This window comes from Bradyrhizobium sp. 190, from assembly GCF_023073415.1.
Lineage (GTDB): Bacteria > Pseudomonadota > Alphaproteobacteria > Rhizobiales > Xanthobacteraceae > Bradyrhizobium.
Genome location: NZ_JADPJL010000068.1, coordinates 120373 through 138435, shown reverse-complemented (window position 1 = coordinate 138435; position 18063 = coordinate 120373). Strand labels below are relative to the sequence as shown.

Here is an 18063-nt window from a genome sequence, read left to right as displayed (position 1 = left end):
CGGCCGCGGCGTATGGGTCCCTGCGTTCGCAGGGACGACATTGAGTTTGCGAATGCGCGCTACATCTTCATCAACGCCTGGCGGTCGATCTTGCCGGTGCCGGTCTTCGGCAGTTCCGCGATGAACCTGATCTCGCGCGGATATTTGTAGGGCAGTAGCTTCGCCTTGACGTAATCTTGCAGCGTCTTCGTGGCGTCCCTGGTATCGAACTCGCCCTTGTTCATGACCACCACCGCCTTCAGCGTCATACGTCTATCCGGCAGTTCGGCGGCGAAGACAGCGCATTCCCTGATATCGGGATGCTCGGCAAGGCACAGTTCGACTTCTAGCGGGTAGACCCATTGGCCTGATATCTTGATCAGGTCGTCGGCGCGGCCGCGGAAGAAATGGAAACCGTCGATATCACGCAGAAAACGGTCGCCGGTGTAGATCCACCCCTCTTCACGAATGGTCTCCGCCGATTTGTCGGGCCGGTTCCAGTAAACCGGCGTGTTGGAATCGCCGCGTACCCACAAAATGCCTTCCTCATTGTCGCCGACCTCGCGGCCGTCCTTATCCTTGAGCAGGATTTCGTAGCCGGGTACGCGCAGGCCTGCAGCGCCGAGCTTCTTCTTTTCCGGGCGGTTGGAGAGATAGATGTGCAGCGCTTCAGTCGAACCGAGGCCTTCGATGATTTCCAGGCCCGTCAGCGTCTTCCAGCCGTTGAAGACTTCCGCCGACAGCACCTCGGCGGCCGATAGCGCCATGCGCAGCGACGAGAAGTCCGTGGCTGAAGCACCCTCGGCCTTGGTCAGCGAGGTATAAAGCGTGGGCAATCCGTAGAATATCGATGGCCGGTATTTTCCTATCGCCTCGAAGATCGTTGCCGGCTTCGGCTGGCCGGGCAGCAGCAGCGCCGCCGCGCCGACCGAGAACGGGAAGGTGATGGCGTTGCCAAAGCCGTAGGCAAAGAAAATCTTCGGCACCGAGAAACAGATGTCGTCGGGGCCGAGCTTGAGCACGCTGCGCGCAAAGGCCTGCTCGCTATAGGCCATGTCGTGCTGCAGGTGCACGATGCCCTTGGGACGTCCGGTCGAGCCGGATGAATACATCCAGAACGCCATGTCGTCGCGCTTGGTGTCGGCTTCCGGCAGATCGGTGGAGAATCCCTGCAGCCATTGCTGGGCGACCAAGGTTTTCGGCACGGCGTGTTCGCTCGCCGCGCCATTGACCACGACCAGGGTTTGCAGCGGTGTGTCCTTGCAGGCTTCCGCATTGAACCGCGCCGTAAACTCGGCCTCCGCGACCGCGACCGCCGCGCCGGCGTCCGAGAGATAGAACTGCAGCAAATCCGGCGGCGTCAGCGTGTTGATCAACAGCGGCACAAAACCTGACCGCACTGCGCCGAAAAACGCCGCAGGATAAGCCGGCGTGTCGTCGAGGAACATCAGGATGCGGTCGCCGCGCTTCAAGCCGAGCGACTGAAAGCCATGCCCCCATTGCGAAGCCTCGGCGCAGAGTTCTGCGTAAGTGCGCGTGCCGGCGGGGCCGGTTAGCGCCAGCCTGTCGCCGCGCCCTTGGGCGAGATTGTCGAACAGGATACGGCTGGCGTTATAGCTTTCCGGAATCGCAAAGCCGATCTCGCGAGCGCCCGGATTGTCACGGGGGACCAAATCGGAAATTGCTGACGTCATGCTCGGCTCCCAATCTTCTTTTCCGCCTCGTAACGCGCCATGAATTCGGGCGACATCGCGCGCAGCCGCGCGTCGGCGATCCGCCCCGAGCGGGTGATGTAGCTGTAGGCAAAATCCATCAGGTCGAGCTTCATGTGTTCGGGGAAATGTTCGTACCAGTCGGCGCTGGTGCGCGCCGCCGTCACCAGCTTCTGCACGATCGGCTTGCGTTCGGCCTGGTAGCGGGCGAGGCCAGCGGGAATCTCCGTCTCCGCCTCCAGCGCCCTGGTCAGCGCGATCGCGTCTTCGATGGCAAGCCGGGTGCCCGAGCCGATCGAGAAATGCGCGGTATGCAGGGCGTCGCCGATCAGCACCATGTTGCCGTGCGACCAGTTCTCGTTCCAGATCCAGGGAAAGTTGCGCCACACCGATTTGTTCGAGACCAGCGCATGGCCATCCAGGGTGTCGGCGAATATCTCCTCGCAGATGGCCTGCGACTGCTCGATCGTCTTGTGCTCAAAGCCGTAGGCCTGCCAGGTCGCCGCGTCGCATTCGACCAGGAACGTGCTCATGGCGGGCGAATAGCGATAGTGATGGGCGTTGAATGAGCCGAGACCGGTCTTCACAAAAGTCTGCGACAGCGCGGCAAAGCGCTTGGCTGTGCCATACCAGGCGAATTTGTTGGTCGAGTGCGAAACCGAGGCGCCGAACTCCTGCTCAAACCCGCGACGCACCAGCGAATTCAGCCCGTCGGCGGCGACGATCAGGTCGTACCCCCCGAGTTCATCCAGCGACTGGATCGTGGTGTTGTATCGCGCCGCAATTCCCGCCGCGCGCACGCGCTGCTGCAGGATGGTCAGCAGTTCGAGCCGGCCGATCGAGGAGAAGCCGATGCCGTCGATCTCGACACTCTCGCCACGCAAATTGAGCGTGATGTTCTTCCAGCTCTCCATCCGGGGCGTAATGGCATCGACCGTCTCGGGATCGTCGGCGCGTAAGAATTCCAGCGCCTGTTCGGAGAACACCACACCAAACCCCCAGGTCGCGCCCTCGGGGTTCTGTTCGAACAGGTCGATATGCGCGTCCGGATGACGCCGCTTCCAGAGATAGGCGAAGTAGAGGCCGCCGGGGCCTCCACCGATGACGGCGATACGCACGTCTTCCTCCCAATCGACAGTATACTGATTAATTTGGATCGGAGACTAATCCGCGCCGGAAATTTGCGCTACAGAAAAATCATCAGGGAACGAAGAAGCTTCCGGTCCCGCCCGCGTCGGGACCGCCAGCCAATGTCTTGTTTTCAGCCCGCCGGTTCTGTCCACGAACGGATGTCCGCTCTGCGGCGGCTCCGGCTTGACTTTGCCTTCGACGAAAACGCCTGGGGCTCAGGTACAGCGGCGAACCCTCGCGCCGTTCACCACCACGGTCCTGCAGACCTCGGCGTGCTTGCGGACGACGACTGCGCCGCGGGCTCCGGCGCAGCCGGCACGGACAACGCCGTTGGCGCACACCACCGCGCTGGCCTCGATGGCCGGTTTTCTCGCTTCGTTGAGGCGACTAATCGTTGAGGTTAAGTCTCCGCGGCTCAGGATGCCGGCCTTCTTGCTTCTTGGTTGCGGACCCGCTGTAGTGAAGCTCCCGTTCATCGCCGCTAGGAAAATCCAAGGAAAATTCATGGCGCAGGTCAGAGCCAAATGGCTGGTGTTCTATTCCGAACATGTCGAGCCGGTCTCCAAGGAAATCTTTTCTCATGTCGAGAAGATGATTATCGGGACGTTGATCGTATCGGCCGGCGCGCATGTATCGAGCAATGAGCCGTGGATCGAACTGTTCGGATACGTGCGCCATGGTCTCGTCGGCCGCGGCGTCATGTTGTTCGGTGTCATTCTCCTGGTGCTGAACTTCGTCGACGGCCTCTACAAGCTCGCAAAGCTGAATTGGCATATTGCGTACCAAACCGGGATGGCGATCCTTTATGTAGCGCTTTCGATACGGCTCATTCAGCTCATCCTCGCCTTTCGCGGCGAATGATCGGCGGTCCCCGGATCAATGAGGGACCGCCGCAGGCGAGTGGATTATCGCGCCGCGAACTGGGACAGCACGTCCTTGCAGGCCGGCGAAAGCTGCGCGGCGTTGGTCGCCAGACATTGCACGATCCGGCCACCGCCCGGCGCCACGCCGCCGCAAATCGAGCGGACGTCGGCGCCGCAGGCCGACCGCAGCACGAACAGTTCTTCACGCGGCCGCATCGGCCGCAGCACGATCGCGGCCGGCGCCGCCGGAGTAACGGCAGCCGCTGCTCCCGCTGGGGCGGCCGGAGCCGCGCCTGCCGCGGGTGCAGCCGCTGCTGCTCCACCGCCGCTGGCAGCGGAGACGGCTTTCTCGCAACCGGCCGAGAGTTTCGCCTTGTTCTTTTCCAGGCATTGCAGCGCCGGCGCGCCGCCGGTTGGTACGCCCGCGCAGACCTTCGGATAATCGGAGCGGCATGCGCTGCGGACGGCGGAAACCTGCGCGCTAGTCGGCTGCCCGGCTGCGGGGGCTGTTGCAGCCTTTGGTTCGGCAGCTTTGGGCGTTGCTGCCGTTGCCGCCGCAGGAGCAGCGGCCTTCGGCGCCGCGGTCTCGGCCGGCTTGGCGGTCTCAGCTGGCTTGGAAGTCGCAGCCGCCGGCGCTTCCACGGCCCGCACCGCGCTCTGGCAGCTCGATGAGAGGCTCGACATGTTCTTCTGCAGGCATTGCAGCGAGGCCTCGCCGCCCGGCGGCACGCTGGAGCAATGCGCCATGTAATCGGAGCGGCACTGCGATTTGATGGCGTCGCGTTGCGCCTGGCTCGGCGCTTGCGCAAAAACCGGCGCTGCGGTTGCCAGTATCGCGGCGACCGAAAGCCACGGCGCAAGCTTGCTCGCACGTTTCAACGTGTTGATCATTTGAATAAATCCTTTTGCCGTCGCAGGAAGCCGCGCTTCAACCGCAGTAAAATTTCGCAGCAAAAATTTCTAACGACCGGCATCATTTTCGCTTTCGGGTTTCACCGCAAGCGGATTGTTGCTATTTTCATGGGGTGGCGCCGAACGCCGATTTCTGAATAGACATTTTTCTGAACAAACCAATTGAGGCACGAAAAATGAAGCCGATGCGTTCGCCTGCACGCCTGAGTCCGCACCGCACCATCGGACACGGAGCCGCTTCGGTCCGGCGCGCGGCGTTCGCAATTGCGGCGATGGGCGTCTTAAGTGCCTGCGAACAAAATACTTTTGTCCCGCCGCCACCGCCGAAGGTCGATGTCGCGGTGCCGATGCAACGGTCCTTCACGCGTTATCTGGAAGCGACCGGCAACACCGCACCGATCAAGAATGTCGATCTGGTCGCGCGCGTGCAGGGCTTTCTGCAATCGATCAACTATACCGACGGCGCCTTCGTGAAAGAAGGCACACCCCTGTTCACGATCGAGCCTGAAACCTACAAGCTGAAGCTCGAACAGGCGCAGGCCGCGGAAACCGGCGCGCAGGCAACGGTGAGGCAGGCCGAGGCGGACTTCAAGCGCCAGCAGGAATTGGTCCAGCGGCAAGCCGTTTCCCAGGCCACGCTGGATACTTCCACTTCGACGCGCGACAATGCGCAAGCGAGCCTGCTGCAGGCCCAGGTCAACACCAAGATCGCGGCGGTCAATTACGGTTACACCAATGTGGCCGCGCCGTTCGACGGCGTCGTCAGCGCGCATCTTGCCTCCGTCGGTGAACTCGTCGGCGTATCGTCGCCGACGCAGCTCGCCACCATCGTGGCGCTCGACCCGATCTGGGTGAATTTCAACGTCAACGAACAGGACGTGCTGCGGATCCGCGCGGAGGCCCGCCGGCGCGGGATGACGGTGGACGATCTCAGGCAATTGCCGATCGAAGTCGGTTTGCAAACCGAGACCGGCTTTCCGCACAAGGGCAGGCTCGACTATGCCGCCGTGACGCTCAACCAGTCGACCGGCACGCTTCCCGTGCGCGGCGTGCTGCCCAATGCCGACCGCGCGTTGCTGCCGGGGTTCTTTGTGCGCGTCCGCGTCCCGATCGATCAGGAGCAGAATGCGCTTTTCGTGCCGGACGTGGCGCTCGGCAGCGATCAGGCCGGCCGCTATCTGCTGGTCGTGAACGGTGAAAATGTCGTCGAGCAGCGCAAGGTGAGGGTCGGGCCGCTGGAGGGCGAGCTGCGTGTCATCGAAGAAGGCCTCAAGGCCGACGACCGCGTCGTCACCGCCGGGCTGTTGCGCGCGATTCCCGGCCAGAAGGTCGATCCGCAACTGAAAAAGATCGAAGCACAGCCAATAGCGGCCAAGTAGGAGCCGGGCCATGATTTCGAAATTTTTCATCGAGCGGCCGGTTCTTTCCAACGTCATCGCGATCCTGATGATCCTGATCGGCGGCGTGTGCCTGTTCCGGCTGGCCGTCGCGCAGTATCCTGAGGTCGTGCCGCCGACGGTGCAGGTCACCACCCGATATCCCGGCGCCAGTGCGAAAACCGTGATCGATACGGTAGCGCTGCCGATCGAGCAGCAGGTCAACGGCGTCGAGGACATGCTCTACATGCAGTCCTACAGCGGCGCCGACGGCACCTATACGCTGACGGTAACGTTCAAGATCGGCACCGACCTCAACTTCGCGCAGGTGCTGGTGCAGAACCGGGTGTCGAGCGCGCTGGCGCAGTTGCCGCAGTCGGTGCAGAACCAGGGCGTCACGGTGCAGAAAAGATCGACCGCGATCCTGCTGTTCGTGACGCTGACCTCGCCGAACGCGACCTATGACAGTTTGTTCCTTAGCAACTACGCCACCATCAATATCCGCGACGAGCTGTCGCGTTTGCCCGGCGTCGGCAACGTCACCGTGTTCGGCGCCGGCCAGTATTCGATGCGGGTCTGGCTCGATCCGAACAAGCTCTACGCGCGCGGGTTGATGCCGCAGGACGTCATTTCCGCGATCCAGCAGCAGAGCCAGCAGGTGACCGCGGGGCAGGTCGGCATGCCACCAGCGCCTCCCGGGCAGGCGTTTCAGTATACGCTGAACGTCAGCGGACGGCTCGACGACACCACCGAGTTCGAGAACGTGATCGTCAAGACCGGCACCAGCGGCGACGTCACGCGCGTGCGCGATGTCGGCTGGGTCGAGCTCGGCGCCCAGACCTACAGCCAGGTGTTCTCGCTCAACAACAAGCCCGCCACCGGCATCGGCGTATTCCAATCGCCCGGCGCCAACGCACTCGAGGTCCAGCAGGCCGTCGAGAAGAAGATGCAGGTGTTGGCGAAGGCGTTTCCGCAGGACGTTACCTACGACACGCCGTTCGACACCACCAAATTCGTCTCGGAATCGATCAATGAGGTCTACAAGACGCTGATCGAGGCGGGTTTGCTCGTCCTCGTCGTGATCCTGATCTTCCTGCAGGACTGGCGCGCAATGCTGGTGCCCGCGACCACGGTGCCGGTGACGATCATCGGCGCCTTTGCGGCGATGGCGGCGCTCGGCTTCACCGTCAATATCTCGACCCTGTTTGCGATCGTGCTCGCGATCGGCATCGTGGTGGATGACGCGATCGTCGTGGTCGAAGGCGCCGCGCACAATATCGAGAAGGGGATGTCCGGCCATGACGCCGCGATCAGCGCGATGGACGCGCTGTTTGCGCCGATCATCGGCATCACGCTGGTGCTGATCTCGGTGTTCCTGCCCTCGGCGTTTCTGCCGGGATTGACCGGCCAGATGTATGCGCAGTTCGCGCTGGTCATTGCCGCAACCGCGCTGCTCAGCGCCATCAACGCGGCGACGCTGAAGCCGACGCAGTGCGCGTTGTGGCTGCGCCGGCCGGTGCCGCCGGAACAGCGGAACTTTTTCTATCGCGGCTTCAATGCGGTCTATAACCGCGTCGAGGCCGGCTACAGCCGGTTGATCGGCCGCATGGTCGCGCACAGTAATGTTTCTGTCATCTGCGCGCTGATCCTGATCGCCATCGGTGGCTACGGCCTGTCGCGGGTGCCGACCGGCTTCATTCCGATCGAGGACCAGGGCTATCTCCTGGTCGCCGTGCAACTGCCTGATGGTGCGGCGCTTGAGCGTACCCAGCGTGTGCTTACCCAGGTCAGCGAGATAACCGGCAAAGCGCCGGGCGTCGATCAGGTGATCACCATTGCCGGCATTTCCGCGCTCGACAATTCTTCCAGCCTCGCCAATGCGGGCGTCGCCTATTTGATCCTGAAAGAGTGGAGTGCGCGAGGGTCGGGCGAGGATTTGCGGTCGCTGTTCGTCGGATTGAACGAGAAGCTCTCCGTCATCGAGGAGGCGCGGATCCTGGTGGTTCCGCCGCCGCCGATCCAGGGTATCGGCAACGCCGCCGGCTTTGCGATGCAGGTCCAGCTCCGCGACGGCAATTCCGACTTTGCGAAGTTGCAGGCGATCACCGGCGCGATCGTCACCAATGCGACGTCACAGAGCGCGCTGCAGCGGGTGAGTTCGCCGTTCCGCTCGATGGTGCCGCAGTTCGACATCGAGGTGGATCGGGTCAAGACCCAGACGCTGCATGTCACGACCGATCAGATCTTCTCGACGTTGTCCACCTACATGGGTTCGACCTTCGTCAACCAATTCAACAAGTTCGGTCGTACCTTCCAGGTCTATGCGCAGGCGGACGCGCAATTCCGCCTGACGCCGCGTGATATGCAGAACATGATGGTGCGTAACAGCAATGGCGACATGATCCCGCTCGGCACGGTGGCCAAGATCACGCCGGCGGTCGGTCCGTCGCTGATCAGCCTGTACAATCTCTATCCTTCCGCAACCATCATCGGCCTGCCGGCCACCGGTTACAGCTCCGGTCAGTCGATGAACTTGATGGAAGAGATCGCGGCGAAGACCTTGCCGCCGGGCACGGGCTTCGAGTGGACGGCAATGTCGTACCAGGAGAAGGTGGTCGGTGGCCAGATCTACTGGGCCTTCGGGCTTGCCCTGCTGCTGGTGTACCTCGTGCTCGCCGGACAATATGAAAGCTGGTACGCCCCGATCTCGGTCATTCTCGCGGTGCCGTTGTCGCTGCTTGGCCCAATGATCGTGCTGACGGGCTTAAGGATCGAGAACAACCTCTATACCCAGATCGGCATCATCCTGTTGATCGCGCTGTCGGCCAAGAACGCCATCCTGATCGTCGAGGTCGCGCTGGAACTGCACGTGCGCGATCGCAAGCCGCTGTTGGAATCCGCGGTCGAGGCGGCGCGCGCCCGCTTCCGCCCGATCCTGATGACGTCGTTCGCCTTCATCCTCGGCGTCGTGCCGCTGGTGCTCGCCACCGGCGCGGGCGCCAATGCGCGGAAGTCGATCGGCATCACGGTGTTCTCGGGCATGCTGGCCTCGACATGTCTGGCCGTGCTGTTCGTGCCGACGTTCTTTGTCGTGGTCCAGCGGTTCGAGAACTGGCTGAAGGAACGGAAAGTGAAGAAGGCGGGGGCGCAGGCGGCGCCTGCTGCGTAGGGTAGGCAAAGGCGCACTTGCGCCGTGCCCACCATCCATCCACATCGTCATCTTCAATGGTGGGCACGCTTCGCTTTGCCCACCCTACGAAGTACGGATTTCAGCCCTACACCCTCACCATCCGCTTGCCGCGGTTCTCACCGGCGAGCAGGCCGATCAGCGCCTTCGGCGTGTTCTCGATCCCGTCGATGACGTCCTCCTGCACCTTTAGTTTACCCGAGGCCACCCAGGACTGCAGGTCGGCCAGCGCGGCGGCGCTCTCATTCATGTAATCCATCACGATGAAGCCCTGCATGATGAGGCGCTTCACCACGATCAGGCCGGGCACGCCGCGCGGGCCATGGGCCGACGGCGCGCCGTCATATTGCGAAATCGCACCGCAGCAGGCGATGCGGCCGCGGTTGTTCATCAGCGAAAGGCAGGCTTCGAGAATGTCGCCGCCGACGTTGTCGAAATAGACGTCGATGCCCTTGGGGGCGGCGGCGCGCAGCGCCTTGAAGGTGGCGCCGTCCTTGTAATCGACCGCGGCGTCGAAGCCGAGTTCGGAAGTCAGCCATTGGCATTTATCCTTGCCGCCGGCGATGCCGATGACGTTGCAGCCCTTGATCTTCGCGATCTGCCCGACGATCGATCCGACGGAGCCGGCTGCCGCCGAAACTACTACCGTCTCGCCTTCCCTGGGCTTGCCGACGTGCAGCAGACCGAAATAGGCGGTGAGGCCGGCGATGCCGTAGACGCTGAGCAGATGCGTCATCGGCTCCATCCTGGGCATCTTCGTGAGATGCTTGGCGGGCACGGCGGCATAATCCTGCCAACCGGTGTCGCCGAATACGATATCGCCCGGCGTGAGGCCTGAGGCCTTCGAGGAAACGACCTCCGCGATGCTGCCGCCGGCCATCACGGTGTTGGCCTCGACCGCGGCGCGATAGGTGGCGCCGTGCATCCACGCCCGATTGGCGGCGTCGAGCGAGATATAGCGTGTTCGTACCAGCGCCTCGCCATCCTTCGGCTCAGGTACCGCGCCCTTGACCATCTTGAAGTGCTCAGGGCCGAGTTTGCCGGTGGGCTTCTCGACCAGCAGGATCTGACGATTGACGGTGTCGCTCATGATGTTCTCTCCCTCGCATTGTCTTGTTCCGGCGTTTCCGGATGCGCTGGCCACGGACAAGCCGTTCGACTGCGCGGATTGTGCGCCACGTTCAGAAAAATTCCAAATCCTCCGCGCGGCCGCCCTTCACGATGGTGGCGTATTCGACCGCCAGGAATAATCCGCCCGCCACATACACGCTTCGCTTTTGCAGCCGCGCCATCTCCTGTGAGAGCCGCGCTGCGTCCGCGATCGTCGCGGCGACATGAATGTTCGCTTTGGGATTGCCGCGCCTCGCCGCGGCAGCGATGACTTGCGCCCCCGCTCCCTTGTGGTGCGCCGCTGTGCAGACGATGGTGTCGAAGGAAGGCGCCAGCGCACCGATAATCTCGTCTGCCTTTTTGTCGTGCGAGGCGCCGGTAACGAGGATCCAGTCGTCGCGGCCATGAATCGACATAAGGCTGGCTACCGATTGCCGGATGCCATCAGGGGTGTGGCCGACGTCGATCACGGTGAGCGGGTCGTGTTGGATGACTTCGAGCCGGCCGGGCCAGCGTGCCTCGCGCAGTCCGGCGCGTATCGCGGCTTCGATCCGGTCGGGAGCCTTGCGCGGCTGTTCGCGCCGCAGCCAGAGCAGGAACAGTGTGATCGCGATGGCTGAATTGCTGAACTGGAACGCACCGGGCAAGTTCAGTTCGATCCGGCGAAAATCATGGTATCCGAACTGGAAATCAAAATGCTGCCCCGCGGCCGCGGCGTCCTCGTTATCGACGGCGATTTCATCGCGGATGAACAGCGAGCTACGGGCCGGCCAGCGGTTGTATTCGAGAAGATGCGGCCGCAGGTCCCGGCAGTTCTCGCCATAAACGATCGTGCCACCGGCAGCGCAGGCGTCGCTCTTGTCCGATACGATCAATTCAAGCGAGTTGCCGAGCAGTTCGATATGTTCATAGTCGACGGAAGTGACGCAAGTCTCGTGCGCGCCGACGAGGCGGACCGGATCGTAGCGTCCGCCGATGCCGGCTTCGAACACGGCGAAGTCGCATTGGCTTTCCTGGAAGTGTATGCATGCAAGCGCGAACAGCGCTTCGAAGGCGCCGAACTTCTCGCTGATCTTCTTCGAGACGGTTGCAATGGCAGCTTCGACCCGCATTCTCAGGCGTACGAACGCATCGTCGCCGATCTCGACGCCGTCGATCTGAATCCGCTCGTTGAAACGAAAAAGATGCGGGGAGGTGAACAGGCCGGTCCGCAGGCCATAGGCGCGGCCGATGCCCGCGCACATCGCCGCCGTGCTGCCCTTGCCGTTCGAGCCGGTTACCACCACGGAGATGCGCTGCAGCCGTGCGCGATCGATGGAAAGCGCCTCCAGCAGCACGGCCATGCGCGCGAGGCAGATGCCGTCGCCGTATTTCGGCAGGTCGAACACTACAGCAGTCCCATGGCGGAGAAGGTGTGATGCCAGATTTTTAGAATGAGGTCGCCGCGATTGGATTCTTCCAGCAGCCGGATCGCAGGATTGGAGTTGATCTCGATGATCTCGATTGCCTCCGGATTGCCGCCGACATCGACGAACATGTCGATGGCCGCGACGCGAAGTCCGATCGCGCGCGCGGCCTGCCGCGCCAACGTGATGGACTTTTCGGATGGCGCCGGCGTCAGCACCATCGTGCCGCCCGCACTCAGATTCATGCGCCCGGGAATCTCGCAGCGCTCGCCCCTTGCCGGGACAGCGTCGAGCGACGGATCCTGGTTCGGCAGCGAAGCAGGCGAGAGGCCGCGGACGCGCAGGGCGTCGTTATGGGTGGCGAGCAATTCACGAACGGTGTGCACGCCGTCGCCTGTAACGGACGGCGGATATTTTCGCGCGCAATAGAGCGCGTCGTCGTCGAGCAGGAAAACGCGATACTCGATCGCTTCGACGATCGGCTGGATCAGCACAGCGTCGTAATATTTCGTCACCGCGTCGAGATAGCGAATGAGCGCCGCGTCGCCGTGAATGGCTTGCGCGAAATCGCCGCGCGATCCCGTCAGCGGCTTGACGAAAGCCGATCCGCCCAGTGTCCTGAAATAGGCGTCCGCGTCGCTGCGCTCATGCCCCGCCGGGCGATGCGCGCGATAGCGCTCGTTAAGGAAGAAATATTCGCCGCCAAGCGCCGGTACGCCGGCTTCTCGCAGGATCCTGCTCGCAAAGTGCTTGTCGGACGCCAGCGTCGAAGCGGTCGCGTTGTTCTGCGGATACCAGGAGCATCGACCGGCGCCGAAATGCAGCAACCTGCCGCGCGAGGCGACGCTGAATAGCAATCCCGACCCACCGTCGAGGTCGCGAAACGCCAGTCCGAATTCGGCGCAGGCGAACTCGGCATAGACCGACTGGTCCGGATAAAAGCCCGGTTTTCCCGTTCGAAACTCAGCTGGGCTTCGCATGCGATCTCTTTTGAAACGTTCTTAATTAGACGTGGTCATTTATTGCCAGATCGATGCCGAATTCAGCAAGTTAATTGCGTGAGAAAGCGTTAACGAAGCCAATCGAACCTTTTTGCAAATTCGACCGACAGCCATTCCGAGTTCTCGATTGTGCTGTAGGTCATATTGACTATGTATCTCCTGTGCGCAAATGAAGCGCCAAATCGCCAGTAATTTCGCTGATTTCTGGCACTTCGAGGCCCGAAGACCGAAACGTTCTACATCGAGACGTCAGGAAAAACGAAAACCCATGAGCGCATTCTATAGAGAGAAAGTCCTTTCTGTCCGCCACTGGACCGATACGCTTTTCAGCTTCCGAGCCACCCGCGATTCCGGTTTCCGTTTCCAGAATGGCCAGTTTGCGATGATCGGCCTCGAGGTCGAGGGCCGGCCGCTGTTGCGCGCCTACAGCATGGCGAGCGCCAATCACGAGGAAGAACTCGAATTCTTCTCCATCAAGGTCGCGGACGGGCCGTTGACCTCGAAGCTGCAGAAGATCCGCGAGGGCGACGAGATCCTGGTCGGCCGCAAGGCGACCGGCACGCTGATCACCGACAATCTGATTCCGGGTAAGCGCCTGCTGCTGCTCTCGACCGGCACCGGCCTGGCGCCGTTCGCGAGCCTGATCAAGGACCCCGACGTCTATGAGCGGTTCGAGACCATCGTGCTCGTTCATGGCTGCCGTCAGGTTTCCGAGCTCGCCTATGGCGAGGAGCTCGTCGCCAAGCTGCGCGACGATGAACTGTTCGGACCGTTGCTGTCGGAGAAGCTGCTGTATTACCCGACGGTGACCCGCGAGCCGTTCCGCAACCGCGGCCGCATCACCGACCTGATCTCGTCGGAGCAGTTGTTCAACGACATCCATCAGCCGCCGCTCGATATCGAAACCGATCGCATCATGATGTGCGGCAGCCCGGGGATGCTGGACGAGCTGAAGGTGATGTTCGAATCCGGCGGCTTCATCGAAGGCAGCGGCAACAAGCCCGGCCATTTCGTGATCGAGAAGGCGTTCGTCGAGCGTTGAGTTTTCTTGTCCCGGACGCGGTGCAGCGCCTCTTCGGCGGTGCGCCGCAGAGCCGGGACCTGCCACAATGGATGGACCCCGGACCAGCAGCGCACCACGCCGCAAGTGCGGCGCGCTGCGCAGCATCCGGGGAACGCCACCTACAATGTTGTTGGCTCTCCCCACTCTCCCACTGCTATAAACGCCTCCCAACGTCGCGCGGTCTATCACCGTCGCGACGATGAGGGAGTGTGTGCGTGTCGGTACGCGATGAGATCGGCCCGGCAAAGACCGCCTTTGTGTTTGCGGGCGGCGGCAGCTTCGGGGCCATCCAGGTGGGCATGCTGCATTCGCTCGCCGCTCACGGTGTCGCCGCGGACATGGTGGTCGGCTGCAGCGTTGGCGCCCTGAACGGCGCATTCTATGCCGGCGATCCCACGCTCGATGGCGTGCAGCGGCTCGCGGCCATCTGGCGCGGATTGCAGCGGCACGACGTCTTTCCGATGAGCTGGCGGACGGTGCTGAGCTTCCTGTGGCACCGCGATTTCCTGATCTCCCATGACGGCATCCGAAAGCTGATCGAGGATCACATCCCCTATCGCAATCTGGAAGAGGCGAAGCTGCCGGTGCACATCGTCACCACCGACATCGTCTCCGGCGACAGCGTGGTGCTGTCGGAAGGCTCCACGGCGGAGGCGATCGTTGCGTCCACCGCGATCCCGGGCGCATTCTCGCCGATCCGCTACAAGGACTATTATCTCGCCGACGGCGCGATCTCCAGCAACACGCCGATACAGGTCGCGGTGAACAAGGGCGCCCGGCGCCTGATCATCCTGCCAACCGGGCACGCCTGCGCGAACCAGGCGCCACCGGTCGGGGCGGTCGCCAACGCGCTGCACGCGCTCACGCTCCTGATTGCGCGGCAACTGGTCAACGAGCTCGAAGCGCTTGGGCCCGATATCGAGTATTTCGTGGTGCCGCCGCTATGCCCGCTGGTGGGTTCACCCTACGATTTCTCGCGAACCGCCGATCATATCGATCGCGCCATTCTCTCCACCGACGCATGGTTGACCCAGCACGGCCTGCAGCAGGGCAAGATTCCGCACGAGATGCGGTTGCACAGCCACTGAGTGGCTGGGCGCCGGGTCGTTACGCTGCACTGCGAAAGGCGACAGATTTATTTAAGCCGCCAACTATTTTTTCGAGCCCGACGTCACTTCCGCGAGCATCGCTCGGTATATCGTGTAGCGCTCGTTCCGTCGGTTGGACTAAGCTGGCGCTGGCGACGCGACAATACGGCTGAGGGATTCCATGGAAACGCTGCTGCTTCCGTTCTCGCCACGCTACATCATTTTGACGGTCTGCGCCGTTGTCACGGCATTGCTGATCGGCATCGGGATTTTCGACCATAATCTCAAGGTGTGGGAAATTCTGCTGATCCCGATCGTGATTTTCGGCGCCCTCACATTTGTCGGCATTCGCGATCTCCTGCAAAAGAACCACGCGGTTTTGCGCAACTATCCGATATCGGCGCATATTCGTTTCCTGCTCGAGGAAATTCGCCCGGAGATACGGCAGTACTTCTTCGAGAGCGAAAAGGACGGCATGCCGTTCTCCCGCGACACCCGCGCTCTGGTCTATCAGCGCGCCAAGATGCAGCTCGACAAGCGGCCGTTCGGCACCCAGGAAGATGTCTATCGCGAGGGTTACGAATGGATGCACCATTCGGTGGCGCCGAAGACCCGTAGCGGCGCGGAATTCCGCGTCACGATCGGCGGCCCCGATTGCACCAAGCCGTATTCGGCATCGGTCTTCAACATCTCGGCGATGAGTTTTGGCGCGCTCAGTCCCCAGGCCGTACGGGCGCTGAACATAGGCGCCAAGAAGGGCGGTTTCGCGCATGATACCGGCGAGGGCGGTGTCAGTCCCTATCACCGTGAAAACGGCGGCGACCTCATCTGGGAGATCGGCTCTGGCTATTTCGGCTGCCGCAACCGCGATGGTTCGTTCAACCCGGAAGAATTCGCCCGCGTCGCGGCCGCCGACCAGATCAAGATGGTCGAACTCAAGATCAGCCAGGGCGCCAAGCCCGGACATGGCGGCGTGCTGCCGGCAGCCAAGGTGTCGGAGGAGATCTCCAAAATCCGGGGCGTCGCGATGGGCGAGGATTGCATCTCGCCGGCCACCCACCGCGCGTTTTCGACGCCGCTGCAGATGATGGCGTTTATCGGCGAGATGCGCAGGCTGTCGGGCGGCAAGCCCACAGGGTTCAAGATGTGTATCGGCCACCCCTGGGAATTCCTGGCGATCTGCAAGGCGATGCTGGAGACTGGCATTTATCCTGACTTCATCGTTGTCGACGGCAATGAGGGCGGCACCGGCGCGGCTCCGTTGGAGTTCATGGATCATCTGGGTATGCCGATGCGTGAGGGCGTCAGTTTCGTCCATAACGCGCTGATCGGCATCAATGCGCGCGACCGCATCAGGATCGGCGCCGCCGGCAAGATCGCGACCGCCTTCGACATGGCCCGCGCCATGGCGATCGGCGCCGACTGGTGTAATTCCGCGCGCGGATTCATGTTCGCTCTCGGCTGCATCCAGTCCTTGAGCTGCCACACCGATCGCTGTCCGACCGGTGTGAGCACGCAGGATCCCTTGCGCGCCCGAGCGCTGGTGGTGCCGCTCAAGACCGAGCGGGTCTACATGTACCATCATGCCACCCTGCACGCGCTGTCCGAGCTTCTCGCCGCCGCCGGCCTCGACCACCCGCGGCAACTGCGGCCGATCCACTTCTCGAAGCGAACGTCGAGCACCGAGGTAATGTCATTTGCGAAGCTCTACCCGTCGCTGCGGCCGGGCGAGTTGATCGAAGGCACCCAGGATCAGCGCTTCCGCGACGCCTGGGCGATGGCGCGCACGGATTCGTTCCAGCCGGTGGGATAAATTCTCTGCGGCATCCGCACGCTCTTTTGACCTCATCCGGATGGGATTTCTGGTAACAGATTTGCTTCCGTGGTGGGAACCGATACCCACAAGAAAATGAGATAATGATCTACCTCGATCTCGGGGTCGTTGCGGTCCTGATTGTCATCAACGGCTTGCTCGCAATGTCAGAGCTGGCCATCGTCTCTTCGCGGCCGGCGCGACTGGTGGCGCTAGTTGAAAAGAACGTCAAAGGTTCCCGCCGCGCGCTGGCTCTGGCGTCCGATCCGGGCAAATTTCTCTCGACGGTGCAGATCGGTATTACGCTGATCGGCGTGCTGTCCGGGGCATTTTCCGGCGCCACTCTCGGTCTGCGACTGACGAGCATGCTGGTCGAAGCCGGATGGTCGCAAGGTCTGGCTGACGTCATTGGCGTCGGCACCGTGGTGACGGTTATTACTTACGCGTCGCTCATCATCGGCGAATTGGTGCCCAAGCAAATTGCCCTGCGCGATCCGGAATCGGTGGCGATTCGCGTGGCGCCTTACATGACGCTGCTTGCGAAGATCTCGTTGCCCGTCGTTTGGCTGCTCGACCGGTCCGGCAAGGCGCTGTTGTGGCTGTTGGGGCATCGCGGCGCGGCCGACGAAAAAGTCAGCGAGGATGAAATCCGCACCCTGGTCGTCGAAGCCGAGAATGCGGGCGTGCTCGAGCCCGGTGAAAAGGAAATGATCGCGGGCGTCATGCGCCTCGGCGATCTTCCCGTCGGTGCCGTCATGACACCGCGCCGCGAAGTGAGCATGATCAACCTGACCGACACCCTGCAAGCCATCCGCTCTGCGCTGGCTGCCAGCAGCCATTCCCGTTTTGTCGTCTTCGATCAGGCTGGCGATGCCGCGGTCGGAATCGTCAAGGCCAAGGACATTCTGGATTGCTATCTGTCGGGGCAGACGCCTGATATCGGCAAGCTGGTCCGTCCGGCGCCGGTCATTCCGGAATTTCTCGATGCGAGGGATGTCGTCGCCATCCTGCGCGACTCCACCGTCCATATGGGGCTGGTCCACGACGAATATGGCGTGTTCCAGGGCGTGGTGACCAGCGCAGACATCCTGGAATCGATCGTCGGCGGCTTTCACACGGAGGAGGGGCAGCCGGAAGCGGCAGCCGTCAGACGCGACGACGGTTCGTATTTGATCTCAGGTTGGATGTCCGCCGTTGAGTTTGCTTCGCTGCTCCGGTTCGAGGTGCCGGTGTCCCACGACTACGAGACGGTTGCCGGCTTCCTGCTCAGCCATTTCGGCCGGATACCTGACGTCGGCGACCATATCGAGGTGGACGGTTGGCGCTTCGAGATCGTCGATCTCGATGGCCGACGCATCGACAAGCTGCTGGCCGTCAGGACTGGCGAGGCTTCTCTTGGCGGAGAAGCGTGACGCGAGAGGG

General features: G+C 62.2%; 13 protein-coding genes. 7 read left to right on the top strand and 6 right to left on the bottom strand.

All coding sequences use genetic code 11. The features are described 5' to 3' along the window. Positions 1 to 59 precede the first annotated feature (59 nt). Both IVB22_RS35730 and IVB22_RS35725 read right to left on the bottom strand, forming a co-directional pair. Complete coding sequence (locus tag IVB22_RS35730; RefSeq protein ID WP_247521828.1) at positions 60 to 1673, bottom strand: benzoate-CoA ligase family protein; 1614 nt, start codon at positions 1671 to 1673, stop codon at positions 60 to 62. Beyond that, the gene (locus tag IVB22_RS35725; protein WP_247521827.1) at positions 1670 to 2809 is read right to left on the bottom strand and encodes an FAD-dependent monooxygenase; all 1140 of its coding nucleotides are present in this window, start codon (positions 2807 to 2809) and stop codon (positions 1670 to 1672) included. Before IVB22_RS35725 ends, IVB22_RS35730 begins: the two co-directional genes overlap by 4 nt. A 517-nt stretch (positions 2810 to 3326) precedes the next feature. Between IVB22_RS35725 and IVB22_RS35720 the strand changes: the two genes are divergently transcribed. Next, positions 3327 to 3683 (top strand): hypothetical protein, encoded by a 357-nt coding sequence (locus IVB22_RS35720; RefSeq protein ID WP_247521826.1) that lies wholly within the window; start codon positions 3327 to 3329, stop codon positions 3681 to 3683. Between the two features lie 44 nt (positions 3684 to 3727). On the opposite strand, the gene IVB22_RS35715 is transcribed toward IVB22_RS35720, so the two are convergent. Further along, positions 3728 to 4576, bottom strand: a complete 849-nt coding sequence (locus IVB22_RS35715; protein ID WP_247521825.1) for a cysteine rich repeat-containing protein — start codon at positions 4574 to 4576, stop codon at positions 3728 to 3730. Positions 4577 to 4782: 206 nt separating this feature from the next. On the opposite strand from IVB22_RS35715, the gene IVB22_RS35710 reads away from it, so the two are divergent. Both IVB22_RS35710 and IVB22_RS35705 read left to right on the top strand, forming a co-directional pair. Beyond that, entirely contained in the window at positions 4783 to 5976 is a 1194-nt protein-coding gene (locus IVB22_RS35710; RefSeq protein WP_374207831.1) for an efflux RND transporter periplasmic adaptor subunit, read from the top strand. Positions 5977 to 5986: 10 nt separating this feature from the next. Then, on the top strand, positions 5987 to 9142 hold the full coding sequence (locus IVB22_RS35705; protein WP_247521824.1) for an efflux RND transporter permease subunit: 3156 nt from the start codon (positions 5987 to 5989) through the stop codon (positions 9140 to 9142). Positions 9143 to 9248: 106 nt separating this feature from the next. On the opposite strand, the gene IVB22_RS35700 is transcribed toward IVB22_RS35705, so the two are convergent. From IVB22_RS35700 to IVB22_RS35690, 3 genes are all read right to left on the bottom strand, one after another. Further along, on the bottom strand, positions 9249 to 10250 hold the full coding sequence (locus IVB22_RS35700) for an NADP-dependent oxidoreductase (RefSeq protein ID WP_247521823.1): 1002 nt from the start codon (positions 10248 to 10250) through the stop codon (positions 9249 to 9251). 91 nt (positions 10251 to 10341) lie between these two features. Beyond that, complete coding sequence (locus IVB22_RS35695; RefSeq protein ID WP_247521822.1) at positions 10342 to 11658, bottom strand: folylpolyglutamate synthase/dihydrofolate synthase family protein; 1317 nt, start codon at positions 11656 to 11658, stop codon at positions 10342 to 10344. Beyond that, positions 11658 to 12656, bottom strand: coding sequence for a hypothetical protein (locus IVB22_RS35690; RefSeq protein ID WP_247521821.1), 999 nt, complete (start codon positions 12654 to 12656; stop codon positions 11658 to 11660). Before IVB22_RS35690 ends, IVB22_RS35695 begins: the two co-directional genes overlap by 1 nt. Positions 12657 to 12945: 289 nt before the next feature. Here IVB22_RS35690 and IVB22_RS35685 point away from each other — a divergent pair, with 289 nt between their 5' ends. From IVB22_RS35685 to IVB22_RS35670, 4 genes are all read left to right on the top strand, one after another. After that, on the top strand, positions 12946 to 13719 hold the full coding sequence (locus IVB22_RS35685; protein ID WP_247521820.1) for a ferredoxin--NADP reductase: 774 nt from the start codon (positions 12946 to 12948) through the stop codon (positions 13717 to 13719). A 236-nt stretch (positions 13720 to 13955) separates the two neighbouring features. After that, positions 13956 to 14828: a patatin-like phospholipase family protein gene (locus IVB22_RS35680; protein WP_247521819.1), complete on the top strand. Its 873-nt coding sequence runs from the start codon at positions 13956 to 13958 to the stop codon at positions 14826 to 14828. Positions 14829 to 15009: 181 nt separating this feature from the next. After that, positions 15010 to 16641, top strand: a complete 1632-nt coding sequence (locus tag IVB22_RS35675) for an FMN-binding glutamate synthase family protein (RefSeq protein ID WP_247521818.1) — start codon at positions 15010 to 15012, stop codon at positions 16639 to 16641. Between the two features lie 104 nt (positions 16642 to 16745). After that, positions 16746 to 18053: a hemolysin family protein gene (locus IVB22_RS35670; protein WP_247521817.1), complete on the top strand. Its 1308-nt coding sequence runs from the start codon at positions 16746 to 16748 to the stop codon at positions 18051 to 18053. Positions 18054 to 18063 lie beyond the last annotated feature (10 nt).